Annotated in this window: 15 protein-coding genes; 9 read left to right on the top strand and 6 right to left on the bottom strand. The window is 72.5% G+C overall.

The genetic code is table 11. The annotated features are described in order from the left end of the window. Window positions 1-48: 48 nt before the first annotated feature. The 3 genes from ACFYO9_RS07750 (at window position 49) to ACFYO9_RS07740 (ending at window position 2,427) form a co-directional block, all read left to right on the top strand. Entirely contained in the window at window positions 49-1,014 is a 966-nt protein-coding gene (locus tag ACFYO9_RS07750; protein WP_355806454.1) for an LLM class F420-dependent oxidoreductase, read from the top strand. A gap of 87 nt (window positions 1,015-1,101) precedes the next feature. Beyond that, window positions 1,102-1,521 carry a hypothetical protein gene (locus ACFYO9_RS07745; RefSeq protein ID WP_355806455.1) on the top strand — a complete coding sequence of 140 codons (420 nt, stop codon included), beginning with the start codon at window positions 1,102-1,104 and terminating at the stop codon, window positions 1,519-1,521. 219 nt (window positions 1,522-1,740) lie between these two features. Then, window positions 1,741-2,427, top strand: a complete 687-nt coding sequence (locus ACFYO9_RS07740; protein ID WP_358774226.1) for a DUF6766 family protein — start codon at window positions 1,741-1,743, stop codon at window positions 2,425-2,427. 4 nt (window positions 2,428-2,431) lie between these two features. Here the strand turns inward: ACFYO9_RS07740 and ACFYO9_RS07735 are convergent, their stop codons facing one another. Genes ACFYO9_RS07735 through ACFYO9_RS07725 form a run of 3 tightly spaced genes read right to left on the bottom strand, consistent with a single transcriptional unit; the run spans window position 2,432 to window position 4,447 of the window. After that, window positions 2,432-3,520, bottom strand: a complete 1,089-nt coding sequence (locus tag ACFYO9_RS07735; protein ID WP_358774228.1) for an iron-containing redox enzyme family protein — start codon at window positions 3,518-3,520, stop codon at window positions 2,432-2,434. Next, a complete protein-coding gene (locus ACFYO9_RS07730) occupies window positions 3,517-3,768 on the bottom strand; it encodes a CDGSH iron-sulfur domain-containing protein (RefSeq protein ID WP_358708661.1) in 252 nt (83 codons plus the stop codon). Before ACFYO9_RS07730 ends, ACFYO9_RS07735 begins: the two co-directional genes overlap by 4 nt. Beyond that, window positions 3,752-4,447, bottom strand: a complete 696-nt coding sequence (locus ACFYO9_RS07725) for a HemK2/MTQ2 family protein methyltransferase (RefSeq protein WP_355806465.1) — start codon at window positions 4,445-4,447, stop codon at window positions 3,752-3,754. The genes ACFYO9_RS07730 and ACFYO9_RS07725 overlap by 17 nt, the downstream gene beginning before the upstream one ends. Window positions 4,448-4,704: 257 nt before the next feature. Between ACFYO9_RS07725 and ACFYO9_RS07720 the strand changes: the two genes are divergently transcribed. Beyond that, window positions 4,705-5,886 (top strand): 4-hydroxybenzoate 3-monooxygenase, encoded by a 1,182-nt coding sequence (locus ACFYO9_RS07720; RefSeq protein ID WP_358774230.1) that lies wholly within the window; start codon window positions 4,705-4,707, stop codon window positions 5,884-5,886. A gap of 59 nt (window positions 5,887-5,945) precedes the next feature. On the opposite strand, the gene ACFYO9_RS07715 is transcribed toward ACFYO9_RS07720, so the two are convergent. Next, window positions 5,946-6,467 (bottom strand): DUF6328 family protein, encoded by a 522-nt coding sequence (locus ACFYO9_RS07715; protein WP_355806468.1) that lies wholly within the window; start codon window positions 6,465-6,467, stop codon window positions 5,946-5,948. Window positions 6,468-6,602: 135 nt separating this feature from the next. Between ACFYO9_RS07715 and ACFYO9_RS07710 the strand changes: the two genes are divergently transcribed. Beyond that, complete coding sequence (locus ACFYO9_RS07710) at window positions 6,603-6,830, top strand: DUF5133 domain-containing protein (protein WP_358774232.1); 228 nt, start codon at window positions 6,603-6,605, stop codon at window positions 6,828-6,830. Window positions 6,831-6,860: 30 nt separating this feature from the next. Here the strand turns inward: ACFYO9_RS07710 and ACFYO9_RS07705 are convergent, their stop codons facing one another. Then, window positions 6,861-8,261 (bottom strand): NADP-dependent succinic semialdehyde dehydrogenase, encoded by a 1,401-nt coding sequence (locus ACFYO9_RS07705; RefSeq protein WP_358774234.1) that lies wholly within the window; start codon window positions 8,259-8,261, stop codon window positions 6,861-6,863. A 228-nt stretch (window positions 8,262-8,489) separates the two neighbouring features. Further along, the gene (locus ACFYO9_RS07700) at window positions 8,490-9,380 is read right to left on the bottom strand and encodes a glycoside hydrolase family 19 protein (RefSeq protein ID WP_358774236.1); all 891 of its coding nucleotides are present in this window, start codon (window positions 9,378-9,380) and stop codon (window positions 8,490-8,492) included. A 286-nt stretch (window positions 9,381-9,666) separates the two neighbouring features. On the opposite strand from ACFYO9_RS07700, the gene ACFYO9_RS07695 reads away from it, so the two are divergent. The 4 genes from ACFYO9_RS07695 to ACFYO9_RS07680 all read left to right on the top strand — a co-directional run bounded on the left by ACFYO9_RS07695 (window position 9,667) and on the right by ACFYO9_RS07680 (window position 14,864). Further along, window positions 9,667-10,440: a FadR/GntR family transcriptional regulator gene (locus tag ACFYO9_RS07695; RefSeq protein WP_358774238.1), complete on the top strand. Its 774-nt coding sequence runs from the start codon at window positions 9,667-9,669 to the stop codon at window positions 10,438-10,440. Window positions 10,441-10,448: 8 nt separating this feature from the next. Continuing rightward, window positions 10,449-11,903 carry an MFS transporter gene (locus ACFYO9_RS07690; RefSeq protein WP_358774240.1) on the top strand — a complete coding sequence of 485 codons (1,455 nt, stop codon included), beginning with the start codon at window positions 10,449-10,451 and terminating at the stop codon, window positions 11,901-11,903. 73 nt (window positions 11,904-11,976) lie between these two features. Beyond that, the gene (locus ACFYO9_RS07685; protein ID WP_358774242.1) at window positions 11,977-12,834 is read left to right on the top strand and encodes a GNAT family N-acetyltransferase; all 858 of its coding nucleotides are present in this window, start codon (window positions 11,977-11,979) and stop codon (window positions 12,832-12,834) included. 128 nt (window positions 12,835-12,962) lie between these two features. Then, window positions 12,963-14,864 (top strand): ABC transporter ATP-binding protein, encoded by a 1,902-nt coding sequence (locus ACFYO9_RS07680; protein ID WP_358774244.1) that lies wholly within the window; start codon window positions 12,963-12,965, stop codon window positions 14,862-14,864. The last annotated feature ends 16 nt before the right edge of the window (window positions 14,865-14,880 follow it).

Below are 14,880 nucleotides of genomic sequence, written 5' to 3'. Positions count from 1 at the left end.
TGAACCGTCGGAGGTTTCAGCGGAGGCGATTCGGCAAAACGATCATCTATGGTGCAAATCGGCTACACAATGATGACCGAACAGGCGGGGCCGCGCGCGCTCGTGGACGACCTGGTCGCGGCGGAGCGGGCCGGTTTCGACTTCTCCGTCACCTCCGACCACTACTTCCCGTGGCTCGACTCCCAGGGACACTCCCCGTACGCGTGGAGCGTGCTCGGCGCGGCGGCGCAGGCCACCTCGCGCATCCCGCTCATGACGTACGTGACGTGCCCCACGACCCGCTATCACCCCGCGGTCGTCGCGCAGAAGGCCGCGACGATGCAGCTGCTCTCCGAGGGCCGCTTCCGGCTTGGGCTCGGCTCGGGCGAGAACCTCAACGAGCACGTCGTCGGCGGCGGCTGGCCCTCCGCGCGGGTCCGCCTCGACATGTTCGAGGAGGCCGTCGGCATCATCAAGAGGCTCTTCACCGGCGAGAACGTCAACCACGAGGGCACCCACTTCGACGTGGCCAACGCCCGCCTGTGGGACCTGCCCGACGAGCTGCCGCCCATCGGCATCGCCGTCTCCGGAGAGCGGTCCTGCGCACTGGCCGGCCGACACGCCGATCTGGTCATCGCCACCGAGCCCAAGGCCGAACTCGTCGAGTCCTTCGAACGGCACGGCGGCCGCGGCAAGCCCCGGGTCGGCCAGCTGCCCGTCTGCTACGACCCCGACAAGGACGCGGCCATCGCCCGCGCCCACGACCAGTTCCGCTGGTCCGTCGGGGGCTGGCCGGTCAACGCCGAACTGCCCGGGCCCGCCGCGTTCGCGGGAGCCACGCAGTTCGTCACCCCGCAGGACATGGCCGAGCAGATCCCGTGCGGCGACGATGTCGACACCTTCGTCGAGGCCGTACGTCCCTTCGCCGACGCGGGTTTCACGGAGATCGCCCTCGTCCAGGTGGGCGGCGCACACCAGCGTCCCTTCATCGAGTGGGCCGAGAAGAAGCTGCTGCCCGCGCTGCGGGAGCTGTGACGCACCCCGCGCCCACGCGCCACCGCACCCACGCACCACCGCGGCCACCCACCCCGGCCCACGCACCACCGTAAGGAGACCGATCCCGTGAACCCCACGCCCGACCAGGCACCGGCCGCCCCGCACCCGCCGTCCGCGGACCTCGTGCAGGTCGTCCTCGGCGAGTGCTCGGTGGCCGACGCGGACACCGTCTTCACCGTCCTGCGCGCCCACTTCCCGTCCGACCGCGGCGCCGACGCGCCCCGCCAGACCGAGGACCCCGGGCCCGCCGTCTGGACCGGCGGCTTCCTCGCCGACCGGAGCCCGGACCACGTGCCGGGCACCCTGCTCGCGGGCCCCGTCACCGCCGACCTGTACGGCGGTCCGGTCGCGGTCGCCCGCCTGCGCGAAGCCCTCGAAGCCGCCTTCGTGGTGGCCACCGTCGGCACCGCGTCCGGCGACCAGGAGGTCGACGTACAGCTCCGCCTGACCGGCCCCGAGCACGGCGCGCCGATCGGGGAGAGCTGACCGGAGAGAGCTGTCCGGACAGAGCTGTCCGGACAGGGCCGACCGGGCGCGCTCCGGCATCGTCGGGGGGCCCGCGTCCGCACGGACCACCGTCGCGGTGCGGCGTCCACCGACCGACGGGACCGTGAGGGAGCGCAGCAACGGTGCGCGGAACGAAGCTGGGCTGCTGGTGGTGGTGGCGGGTCTTGCCTACTGCCTGGCGCTCGGGCTGACGCGGCGGTGAGCCGGGTGCGGCGCTTCCTGCGCGAGAACAGCCTGACCCTGGTGTTCGGCGCGGCCTTCCTGCTCGCCCTCGCGGGGCAGGCGGTCGCGGGCCACGCCGACTTCAACAACCAGCTCGTGGCGCAGGAGCTGGCCCCGACGACGTTCGGCGGCTACCTCCTGACCTCCGACTTCGCCGTCGACGTGACGGAGAACTGGCAGTCCGAGTACCCGCAGTTCTTCCTCTACATCTTCGGCACCGTCTGGCTGCTCCAACGCGGCTCGCCCGAGTCGAAGGAGCTCGACAAGGCGGGCCCGGAGTCCGACGCCCGGCAGAAGGCGGGCGCGCACGCGCAGCCCGACTCACCCGCCCTCGCCTCCGCGGGAGGCTTCCGCCAGGCCTGGTACGCGCGGTCCCTCTCCATCCTGATGTGCACGTTCTTCCTGCTCTCCTGGCTGGCCCAGTCGGTGGCGGGCGCGGCCGCGTACAACGAGGAGCACCTGCGTGAACTCCAGGCGCCCATCAGCTGGTTCGGCTACCTCGGCACCGCCGACTTCTGGGGCCGCACGCTGCAGAACTGGCAGTCCGAGCTCCTCGCCGTGGGCTCCATGGCCATCTTCTCCGTCTACCTGCGCCAGCGCGGCTCACCGGAGTCCAAGCCGGTCGGCTCGCCGCACGACGTGACCGGCGTCGAGGGCGGCTGACCCTTCACCGGGCGGTGGATGCGCCGGAAGCCTTGGGGGCGTCGGACAGCGGTACGCGCAGCACGCTCCGCCCCTCGTGCCAGGCGGCCAGCACCCGGGCGGCGAGACGGTCCTCCAGGAAGCCGGTGGCCCGTACCCCGAAGGCCACATCGGGCTCAAGCCCCGGTTCGGCGTCCAGCAGACCGCCGATGACGTCACGGCGCACCACCTGCTCATGCACCGCGTCCGCCTCCACGTGCTCGTCGTAGAACCGCTGCGCGGCGGGACCCGCGCCGATCCTGCGCAGGGCCGCCGCCAGCCGCCGCGAACCGGGCGAGGAGGTCACCTCCACGGAGGCGAAGTGGCCGACCAGCGCCCCGCGATGGGCGCGGTGCAGCCCGAACAGGGACATCAGGTTCACGGTGGCCAGCACCTCGGCGGGGGCGGCGTCCAGATAGTGGCCGTACGCCGTCTCCAGGCCGAGATCGGTCATGAGCTCGGCGAAGAGCCGGGCGTGGACGTCCTCGGCGCGCCCCGCCCCGAACTCGTCGTACTCGATGGCCACCATCGCCGCCTTGGCCCGGCCGTGCAGCCGCGGGATGACCCAGGCATGCGGGTCGGCCTCCTTGAGGTGGTACAGGGAGCGCAGCGCCGCGTACTCCCGCATCTGCCACGGCTCGCCGTCGCGCTGCAGGTGGTGGCTGACGCTCGACGCGTCGTGCCCGACGGGTTCCACGAGGTGCGCGCCGAGCGCCTCGTCGGCGTCCTCGCAGCGCGGCACGTCGGCGTCGAGGGCGTCCAGGAAGCGCTGCTCGAGTGCGCGTCGCAGGGCCAGCAGGGCCGGGTCCCACTCGCACTCGTCGGACACTCCGGAGAACCCCTGGTAGTGGAGTTCGTACAGGACGTAGAGCGCGAGCTGGAGGTCGTCCCCGTACGGCTCTGCCTGGTGTGCCTGTCCTGGGTCGGGGGCCTGACCCTCGCCCCGCAGCGCGGTGACGAGGGCGCGGGACAACGTGCCCCGCGGGGACGGGAGTTCGGGGATGTGTCGGCGGGATTCGACGGGCGCGGTCGTCTCGACGGGCGCTGTTGCTGTCGTCTCGGCGGGGGCGGTCATGACGAGGCCTCCGGCTCCTCGGTGTCGGTCGTGGACGGCTGCTCCTCGTGGCGCTTGACCCGCTTGCGGTGACTGGTGTCGCACCACGGGTACGAACGGCTGCGGCGGCAGGTGCAGATCGCGACGGCGAAGCGCTCCGAGACGGAGACGGTCCCGTCGTCGGCGACCACCTCCACCGGACCCTCCACCAGGAGCGGCCCCTCCGGGTCGACCGTGACGCGGCGGGGGCGTTCAGACGCGTTCGGCACGGACCACCACCAGCTCCTCGCTCGTCTCGTCGTCGCCGATGAGGTGGCGCCGGCGCAGCCACGCCTGGCGCGAGCGCAGCACGGGCCCGAAGGGTATGGACCGCCGCTCGACGACCTCGGCCTTCATGCCCCGCAGCGCGAGCCGGTCCAGCGTGAGCTGTTCGCCGCAGAGCGCGGAGTGCACCATCAGCAGGACGCCGCCGGTCCGCAGGATCCGGGGCGCCGTGTCGCAGACGCGGTCCACGACAAGGCGCCCGGCGAGCCCGCCGTCCCAGGCGCGCGCGGCGCCGCGGCGGGGCAGCATCGGGGAGGGCGAGGGAACATACGGGGGATTGCTGAGGACCAGGTCGAACGGTCCTCTCGGCACCCTGGTGGTCAGGTCGCCGTGGTGCACGGTGACCGACTGCCGGCTGAGCAGCGCGTTGAGCCGGGCCGTCAGCACGGCCCGCCAGGAGATGTCGAGGGCCGTCACCCGCGCGCCGCGCCGGGCGGCCGCCACGGCGAGCGCCCCGGAACCCGTTCCCAGGTCCAGTACGGAAGTGCCGGCTCCGATGCCTTCACGGTCCAGGGCGCGGGTGAGCAGCGCGGTGTCGTGCTGCGGTGCGTACACGCCCGGCAGGGTGAAGAGGGGCGCCGGGCGGGCCGGCGTCGGCATCGGGGTCCTGGTGTGCGTGGTCATGCGGCATCTCCCGTCTGCGGAAACTCCACGAGGGTGCTCCTCCTTCCACGCTCCGCCGGTTCGGCGTCGGTCACCACTCGAACGGTGACACGTAGTGACATACGGCGATCAGGGCGGATTGCTGCCTGCTTCGGTCCTGGAACTGGGTGCCCCGGCCTCGGTGATCCACACCTCTGGGGCCCCCGGTGCGGGAAGGACGGGCGCGAAAGGACGGACGCGCCGCTTCCGCTGCCGGGAGGCACCGCCATACTGCTCGGATGACCGTCGTCGTCGTGGGGGCCGGACCGGCCGGACTCACCGTTGCCAACATCCTGCGTGCCGCCTCCGTGGACTGCGTGGTCCTGGAGACGGAGAGCAGGGAGTTCATCGAACAGCGGCCCCGCGCGGGCTTCCTGGAGGAGTGGGCGGTGCGCGCCCTGGAGCGCAGGGGGCTGGCCGGGCCGCTCCTCGAACGCGCGCAGACGCACACCGAGTGCGAGTTCCGCAGCGCGGGGCAGCGCCACCGCTTCCGCTACGCCGAACTGTCGGGCCACCGCCACTTCGTCTACCCCCAGCCGTTGCTGGTGACGGACCTGGTGCGGGCCTACGCGGACCACGCGGGCGGCGACATCCGCTTCGGTGTGCGCGACGTACGACTGCACGACATCGACACGGACCGTCCGGCGGTGTCGTACACGGATCCCGCCACCGGCGAGCGCGTACGCATTGACTGTGCCGCCGTGGCGGGCTGTGACGGGGCGCGCGGAGTGACCCGCGCCCACCTGACCGAGGGGCAGGGTGCGGTTGTCGCGCGGCGTGACTACGGCATCGGCTGGCTGGCCCTGCTGGCCGAGGCGCCGCCGTCCTCGGACTGCGTCGTCTTCGGGCTGCACCCCCGGGGCTTCGCCGCCCACATGGCGCGCAGCCCCGAGATCACCCGCTACTACCTGGAGTGCCCGCCCGGCGACGACCCGGCCGGCTGGCCCGACGAGCGGGTATGGGCGGAGCTGCACGCGCGGCTTGCCGCCGACGGGGCGCCGCCGCTCACCGAGGGGCGGATCGTCGAGAAGCGCGTCCTCGACATGCACAACTACGTGGTGGCGCCGATGTCCCGGGGCCGGCTGTACCTGGCGGGCGACGCCGCCCACCTCACGGCGCCGATCGCGGCGAAGGGCATGAACCTGGCCCTGCACGACGCGCTGACGCTCGGCGACGCCCTCGTCGCGCACGCCCGGGACGGCGACGAGAGCGGCCTGCGCGGCTACTCGGCGGACTGCCTGCCGCGCGTGTGGCAGTACCAGGAGTTCTCGCAGTGGTTCGCCGACGTGCTGCACGGGGCCTCGTCGGGCGACCCGTTCGAGGCGGGCGTCGCGGACGCCCGGCTGCGCAGGCTCCTCGCCTCGTCCACCGGGGCCGCGGCCTTCGCGGAGCTGTACATAGGGAAGAACGCGGACACGTGAGGCGGTGAGCCGGACACGTGAGGCGGTGAGCCGGGGGCGGCCCGCGTCGGTCCGGTCGCTCAGCCCGGTGTCGTGTGGCGGTGGCGCGCCCACATGGGCAGCACGAACCAGCACAGCAGGTACCAGCCGACGACCCCGGCCACCAGCCAGGGCACCACGGTGTCGTCGGTGGCCACCCGCAGGATGAGCAGGAGCGCCGACGTCAACGTGCCGAGCAGGAGGATCAGGCCGAGGAAGGTCAGCCGGGAGGCCCACAGCACCGCCGCCGGCTTGATCTTGCGGCCCGCGACGACGCGGTGGAACGACACCGGGCCGATGAGGGCCCCGGTCGCGGCGGAGCCGAGGATCACGGTCACGACGTAGATGGTCCGGTCGGTGTCGCTCAGGTTCTGGAACCGCGGCGTGAAGGCGACGGTCAGCAGGAAGCCGAAGAGGATCTGCACGCCGGTCTGCGCGACCCGTACCTCCTGGATCAGTTCGCCCCAGCGGCGGTCGGCGCGCTCGCTCTCGGTCTCGCGGCGGTCGTCGCTCGGAGGGGGCGTTCCCGGGTCGTCCCCGGTTCCCCTGTTCGACGCGTCCACATCATGAGTCTGCCCAGGAACCAGGGACTCTACAAACGGGGGCGCGAAATGCGGGCGCGTGTTTGATTCGAGTCGTCGCGGGCGGGCAGGCGGGAGTCCGAGTGATCATCGCATCCGATCCGGAGGAAGCCCCCCATGCTGCTGGCGCACCCCGTCGTCCTGGAAGACCTGCTGGAGCGCTACAAGACCCTGGCCCTGCTCCGCGCCGACCAGGGAAGTGCCGAGAGCCGCCAGGCGTACGAGGACGTGGCGTACAGCCTGTGCCTCGCGACCGGCACCAGCGACGTCGACGCGGCCGTCGTCGCGGCGGGCCACCGGCTGCCGGGCGCGAGGACCATGGACGACTCCGTGCTGACCGCGTGACGGACGGAGCCTCCTGGTCACCTCTCCTGCTCACCCCTGCTGAGCGCCGTGCCAGACGGTCGTGGCGTTGCAGAACTCCCGGATGCCGTGGCCCGAGAGCTCCCGTCCGTAGCCGGACCGCTTGACGCCGCCGAAGGGCAGGCCGGGGTGGGAGGCGGTCATGCCGTTGAAGAAGATGCCGCCCGCCTCCAGGTTGCGTACACACCTCTCGACCTCGGCGTCGTCACGGGTCCACACGTTCGAACTCAGGCCGAACGGCGTGTCGTTGGCCAGCTCCACCGCCTCGTCCAGATCCGCGACGCGGTAGAGCGTGGCCACCGGACCGAACGTCTCCTCCTGGTGGATCCGCATCCGCGGGGTGATGTCCGCGAGGACGGTCGGGGCGTAGTACCAGCCCCGCTCCTGTCCCTTCGGGCGTTCGCCGCCGCACAGCGCGGTGGCGCCCTTGTTCAGCGCGTCCTCGACGAGCTCCTCCAGGTCGGCGCGGCCCTGCTCGCTGGAGAGCGGGCCCACGTCGGTGTCCTCGTCCATCGGGTCGCCGACGGTCAACTCCCGCATGCCGGCGACGAACCGGTCGCGGAAGGCGTCGTAGACGTCGGCGTGCACGATGAAGCGCTTGGCGGCGATGCAGGACTGGCCGTTGTTCTGCACGCGGGCCGTCACCGCGGTCGCGGCCGCGCGCTCGACGTCGGCGCTCGGCAGCACGATGTACGGGTCGCTGCCGCCCAGTTCCAGGACGGTCTTCTTGATCTCGTCGCCCGCGACGGAGGCGACCGCGCGTCCGGCCGGCTCGCTGCCGGTGAGCGTCGCCGCGGCCACCCGCCGGTCGCGCAGGATGTCCTCGACCGCGCCCGAGCCGATCAGGAGCGTCTGGAAGCAGCCCTCCGGGTAGCCGGCGCGGGTGAAGAGGTCCTGGAGGTAGAGGGCGGTGCGGGGCACGTTCGACGCGTGCTTGAGCAGGGCGACGTTGCCGGCCATCAGCGCGGGCGCGGCGAAGCGGACGACCTGCCAGAGCGGGAAGTTCCACGGCATCACGGCGAGGACGACGCCGAGCGGGCGGTAGCGGACGACGGCCCGTGAAGCGCCCGAGTCGGCCACGTCCTCCCGCGCGGGGTGTTCGTCCGCGAGCAGCGACTCGGCGTGCCGCGCGTACCAGCGCATGCTCTTGACGCACTTCGCCGCCTCGGCCCTCGCGGCCTTGACCGGCTTGCCCATCTCCGTCGTCATGGTGCGCGCGATGGCCGGGATGTCCTCTTCGAGCAGGTCGGCGGCGCGGTCGAGCAGCCGGGCGCGCTCGGCGAAGTCGGTGGTGCGGTGGTGCGCGTACGCGGCGTCGGCGGCCGCCAGACGCTCCTTGATCTCGTCGGGCGTGAGCGGCTCGAAGGTCTCGAGGGTCTCACCGGTGGCCGGGTCGACCGTGGCGATGGGCATGCGGTTCCTCCTCGGGGGCCTCGGTGCCCGCATCTTGCCGCGCGGCGGGAGGGTGACGTACGGCACCTCCCGAGCGCCGGGGCACCGAGGCTCTACGCGATACGTGCCGGGGCATTTCAGCGTAGGCCGACCCGCACGAGGCGGCATGCGGGGAGCCGGCGGCCTCGTCCCGAGAAGGCCGCACGGCGGGTCCCGTCGTCGGCGGGGCTCAGCAGTTGTCGGCGGAGCTCAGCAGCTGAGGTTCGAGCCCGGGGTGGTGCCGAGGATCTGGGTGAAGGCCTTGTAGCGGTCGATGCGGCTCTGGACCTGTGAGGGGTTGCCGCCGTTGCACTCCAGGGTGCCGTTGATGGCGCGGATGGTCTCACCGAAACCGGCGCCGTTCACCATGGCGTTGTGCGGGGTCATGGTGCCGGGGCCGCTCTGGGTGTTCCAGTACCAGAGGCCCGTCTGCCAGGCGATGGAGGCGTTCTGCTCCACCAGGTAGGGGTTGTGGAGCAGATCGATGCCGAGGGCGTCGCCCGCGGCCTTGTAGTTGAAGTTCCAGCTGAGCTGGATCGGTCCGCGCCCGTAATAGGCGGCCTGGCCCGCCGGACACCCGTAGGGCTGGGACTGGTCGCAGTAGTGCGGGTAGTTGCTCTGGTTCTGCTCGACCACGTATACCAGGCCGCCCGTCTCGTGGCTGACGTTGGCGAGGAACGCCGCCGCCTCCTGGCGCCGGACCGTGTCGCTGCCGGTGTTGGCGAAGGCCGGGTACGCCTTGAGCGCGTCGGTCAGGCCCTGGTACGTGTAGAACGAGTTCCGGTTCGGGAACATCTGGTTGAACTGGGCCTCGCTGACGACGAAGCCGGACGGGTCGGGGTCGCCCGGGTTCGTGCCGCCGCCGCAGGTGCCCTGGTCCGCCCAGACGTCGGCGCGGCCCGGAGTCTCGTTCTGGGTCCACCACTTGGCGGTCCAGTTGTGCCCGTTGTACGAGGCCGCCTTGCCGCCGGTGTAGACGGACGAGGAGTTCCACGGGGCCGCGCACTCGGCGGCGGAGGCCGAGGTGGCGGCCGGACCGAGGACGATCGTCGCGCCGAGCGCGGCGAGCGCGGCCGCGAAGCCGGTGATGCGTCGGATCATGCCAACTCTCCTTACGGGCAGGGCGGTTTGGGGCCCGCGCCGCCATGGGGGTGCCGCGACTCAAGCGAAATGGTCTGAACCTGTCAAGGTCTAGACCAGGAGGTGCGGGTAAAACCTGCGGCGCGACAGGTGGGCGGCCCTTGTTGTCCTCGTTCGTGCCTCGCCCGCGCCGGTGTCCACGTCGTTTGACAGTCGAAACATGGGATGTTCCCATGTCTCGTATACATGGGATGTTCCCAGGTGTGGCGTCCCGGCAGGGCGTCCCGGAGAGAAGGTGGGCCGACCGATGCCGTTGCGCAGCGCCGCCAGGACCAACCTCGTCGACCTCGTCATCGTCCAGATGGAGAGCCTCATCGCCGACGGCGAGTGGCGGGTCGGCGAGAAGATCCCGGCCGAACCCCTGCTCGTGCAGCAGCTCGCCGTGGGCCGCAACACCGTGCGCGAGGCGGTCCGCGCCCTCGTGCACACCGGCATGCTCGAACCCCGCCAGGGCGACGGCACCTATGTGCGCGCCAACAGCGACTTCGGCGCCGCGGTCCAGCGCAGGATGCGCAGGGCGGGGGTCCTGGAGGCGTACGAGGTGCGCGCGGGCCTGGAGCGCGACGCCGCCCGGTACGCCGCGGAGCGCCGTACGGACGAGGACCTCGCCACGCTGCGGGCCGCGCTGGAGGAGCGCACCCTGGCCTGGGAGAGCGGCAACACCGCGGCGTTCGTCGACGCGGACATGGCCTTCCACCGCACCGTCGCGGAGGCGGCGCACAACACCGTCCTCGCCGAGCTGTACGGACACCTCAGCGACGCCCTGCGCTCCACCGTGCAGTCCGTCATGGGGGCGCCCGTCCCCGACTCCGTCCGCCACCAGCTCGCCGGGCACAAGGCGATCGTCGACGCCATCGAGGCGCGGGACGCCGGGGCCGCCGAGGCCGCGGTGCTCGCCCACATCTCCGAGGGCATGGCCGCGCTGCGCGAGCAGCCGCTGGACGGCCCCGGCGAAGCCCTCGACGACGACCCGGACGCGGCGGGCGCGGCCCCCCGCGCAGCCGACGCCGCACGTGAGTGACCCCGCACATGAGTGACCAGCAGCACGCGAAGCAGAAGCAGGAGCAGGAGCAGTACATGAGTGACACAGCAGCACCGGCCACCGGCGGGCCCGCACCCGGCGACGCCACGGCGACCGGTGCGGGCCCGGCGCGTTCCTCCGCCGAGGCCGACGCGGCCTCGGCGGGTGTGTCGGCGGAGGTCGGCGTGGGCACGGAGGCCGACGTGGCCGCGGAGACCGGCGCAGCCCCGGAGCACACGCCTGCCGGGCCCGGCGCACCCCCGGCCCCCTCCTCCCTGCCGGCCGGGCGCCGCGCCCTCTACCTCGCCCTCGGCGTCGTCCTGCTGGCGCTCAACCTCCGCCCCGCCCTCGTCGCCGTCTCCCCGCTCGCCGACACCATCCGCGACGACAGCGGCATGTCGGCCGCCGCGACCAGCCTCCTCACCGCGCTCCCGCTGCTCTGCTTCGGCCTGCTCGCGCCGCTCGCGCCACGGCTCGGCCGCCGCTTCGGCATGGAACGCTCGTTGCTCGGCACCATGGCGCTGATCTGCGCGGGCACCGCCCTGCGCCTGCTCGACTCGGTCGTCGCGCTCTTCGCGGGCACCGTCGTCATCGGCGCCGGCATCGCCGTCGCCAACGTCCTGCTCCCCGGCCTGATCAAGCGCGACTTCCCCGCGAAGGCCGGCCTGATGACCGGCCTCTACTCGATGTCGCTGTTCGGCGGCGCCGCCCTCGCGGCCGGCGTCACCCTGCCGGTACAGCAGGCGAGCGGCATGAACTGGCGTACCACCCTGGCGTGTTGGGGTGCCCTCGCGGTCGTGGCGCTGATCGTGTGGCTGCCGCAGCTGCGCTCCCCTACGCGGGTGAGCGCGGCGGCGGCCCGGCAGGCCGCCCATCCCGTACGAGGCCTCTGGCGCTCCCCGCTGGCCTGGCAGGTCACCGCGTACATGGGCCTGCAGTCCCTCAACTACTACGCTGCGGCCGCCTGGTTGCCGACGGTGTTCCAGGACGCGGGGATGGCCGCCGGTGACGCCGGCTGGATGCTCTCCTTCTCCTCGCTGCTCGGCATCGCGGGCTCCTTCCTCGCCCCGGTCGTCGTGGGCCGGAGGCTGCGCCCGGGCATACTGGCCGCGCTCGGCGCCGTACTCTGCGCCCTCGGCTTCGGCGGACTGCTCGCCGCGCCCGTCGGCGGCGCCTACCTGTGGATGACGCTGCTCGGCCTCGGCCAGGGCGCGGCCATCAGCCTGGCGCTCCTGTTCATCGTGCAGCGGGCCCCCGACGCCCGGCACGCGGCGCAACTCTCCAGCATGGCCCAGTGCTTCGGCTACATCCTGGCCGCCACCGGGCCGACCCTGCTCGGCGCCGTCCACGACGTCTCGCACAGCTGGACGGTGCCGCTCATCCTCCTGCTCGTCCTGCTGGTGCCGCAGGTCGTGGCCGGGTTCGGCGCCGCGCGCGAGCGTCATGTGGCGAGCATCGGCTGACGCGGGTCCGGGCAGGATGCAGCGGGGCGCGGTGGTCCACGCCGCGCCCCGTCGGATCGAGAAGGGTGCAGCGATGACGGATTCGGCCGCCGGGCGGCTCACGATCGCACGGGCCACGCCCGACGACTGGCGGGTGGTGACGGGCTGGGCGGCGGACGAGGGCTGGAACCCCGGCCTCACCGACACCCCCTCGTTCTTCGCGCAGGACCCGGACGGGTTCTTCCTGGGGCGCGTCGACGGCGAACCGGTCTCCGCGATCTCCGTGGTCAACTACGGGGACGCGTACGCCTTTCTCGGCTGCTACCTCGTCCGCCCCGACCTGCGCGGCCGCGGCCACGGCCTCGCCACCTGGCGGGCGGGGCTCGCGCACGCGGGGGCCCGGACCGTGGGACTGGACGGCGTCCCGGCCCAGCAGGACAACTACCGCCGCTCCGGTTTCGCGTGGAAGCACGGGACACAGCGGTACATCGGCACGCTCCCCGTCGTCGACGAGCCCGACCGGCAGGTGCGCCCCGTGGAGGCGGCGGGCCTGCGGGCGCTCGTCGCGTACGACGGCGCGTGCCTGCCCGCGGACCGGCCGCGCTTCCTCCAGTCCTGGCTGACCGCCCCGGGCCACCGCTCCCTCGCCCGTATCGTCGACGGCAGGCTCACCGGATACGGGGTGCTCAGGCCCGGCCGCGATGCCCGGCGGGTCGGGCCGCTGTTCGCGGACACCCGCGCCGACGCCGAGGCGCTCCTCGACGCACTGGCCGCGGAGGCGGACGGCGAGCCCGTCGCGATGGACGTGCCCGGCACCAACCCGGAGGCGGTGGCGCTCGCCGAGGCGCGCGGCATGAAGCCCACCTTCGACACGGCCCGCATGTACACCGGACCGATCAGGGAGTACGCGCACGAGCGCGTCTTCGGCGTCACCTCGCTCGAACTCGGCTAGGGTCGCCCGCCGGGCAGGCACCGGCCTGTCCGGTCGCTGACACCCCGGGGTGAGGACGGCGGTTCCGGCGGGTGAAATACCCGCCGGGGCTTGACCTCAAGTTTAGTTGAGGTTCTAACGTTTTCCGCATGAGCATGGAAACGACGGCATGGACGCAGATGTACAGCGTCATGCATGCCCAGCAGGACCGCCGCCCCTTCGCCCGCGCCACACTGCGCCGCATCGCCGTCTTCGCACGGCCCCACCGCCGACGCATCTGGCAGTTCGTGCTGCTCAGCATCGTCACCGCACTGCTCGCCGTGGCGACCCCGGTCCTCGCCGGATACGTCGTCACCGCCATCGTCTCGGGCGACGACTCCTCGGTCGTCGTACGGTACGCCCTCCTCATCGCGGGCATCGCCCTCGCCGAGGCCGGGCTCGGACTGCTCAGCCGCTGGCTGTCGGCGAACCTCGGCGAAGGGCTCATCCTCGACCTGCGGACCGCCGTGTTCGACCACGTCCAGCGCATGCCCGTCGCCTTCTTCACCCGCACCCGCACGGGCGCCCTGGTCAGCCGCCTCAACAACGACGTGGTCGGCGCCCAGCGGGCGTTCAGCAACACGCTGTCCGGAGTCGTCGGGAACGTCGTCACCCTGCTCCTGACCCTCGTCGTCATGATGACGCTCTCCTGGCAGATCACGCTTCTCGCGCTGGTCCTGCTGCCCGTCTTCGTCGTGCCGGCCCGCCGGATGGGCTCCCGCATGGCCCGGCTCCAGCGCGAGGCCGCCCACCACAACGCCGCCATGGGCACGCGGATGACCGAGCGCTTCTCGGCGCCCGGCGCCACCCTCATCAAGCTCTTCGGCCGGCCGGGCGACGAGTCCGCGGAGTTCGCCGAGCGCGCCCACCGGGTGCGGGACATCGGCGTACGCACCGCCATGTCGCAGTCCGCCTTCATCACCGCCCTCACGCTCGTGTCGGCCCTCGCGCTGGCCCTCGTCTACGGCCTGGGCGGCTACTTCGCCCTTGAGGGCTCCCTCAAGGCGGGCGCCGTCGTCTCCCTCGCACTGCTGCTCACCCGCCTGTACGCGCCGCTGACCTCACTGGCCGGCGCCCGCGTCGAGGTCATGAGCGCCCTCGTCAGCTTCGAGCGGGTCTTCGAGGTGCTCGACCTGAAGCCGCTCATCGAGGAGAAGGACGAGGCGGTGCCGGTGCCCGAGGGTCCCGTGGCGGTCGAGTTCGACGATGTGCGGTTCGCCTACCCCTCCGCCGACAAGGTCTCCCTCGCCTCCCTCGAAGAGGTCGCCACCCTCGACACCCGCGGCGGCGACGAGGTGCTGCACGGCGTGTCCTTCCGCGCCGAACCCGGCCAGACCATCGCCCTCGTCGGCTCTTCCGGGGCGGGCAAGTCGACCATCGCGCAACTCCTTCCGCGCCTGTACGACACCGATGAGGGAGCCGTCCGCATCGGCGGCGTCGACGTGCGGGACCTGTCCGCCGAGTCCATGCGGGCCACCCTCGGCATGGTGACGCAGGACGGCCACCTCTTCCACGAGTCCGTCCGCGCCAACCTGCTCCTCGCCCGGCCCGGCGCGAGCGAGGACGCGCTCTGGGACGTGCTGCGGCGCGCTCGCCTCGAAGACCTCGTACGCTCCCTGCCCGACGGCCTCGACACGGTGGTCGGCGAGCGCGGCTACCGCCTCTCCGGCGGCGAACGCCAGCGCATGACCATCGCGCGGCTGCTCCTGGCCGGTCAGCGGGTCGTCATCCTCGACGAGGCCACGGCCCACCTCGACAACACCTCGGAGGCCGCCGTCCAGGAGGCGCTGAGCGAGGCCCTGGAGGGCCGCACCGCCGTGGTGATCGCCCACCGGCTCTCCACGGTGCGCTCCGCCGACCAGATCCTCGTCGTCGAGGCGGGACAGATCGTGGAACGCGGCACCCACGAGGAACTCCTCGCCCTGGACGGCCGGTACGCGGAGCTGTACCGCACCCAGTTCGCCAAGGGCACCGAGCCGTCGGACGGTCCCGAGGTCGTGGAGGCGGCCTGAGGACCGCGGGCGCGGG

It is taken from the genome of Streptomyces sp. NPDC005863, assembly GCF_042871345.1.
GTDB lineage: Bacteria > Actinomycetota > Actinomycetes > Streptomycetales > Streptomycetaceae > Streptomyces.
Note: the sequence above shows the minus strand (reverse complement) of the source record. Positions and strands in the feature narration are given on the sequence as shown.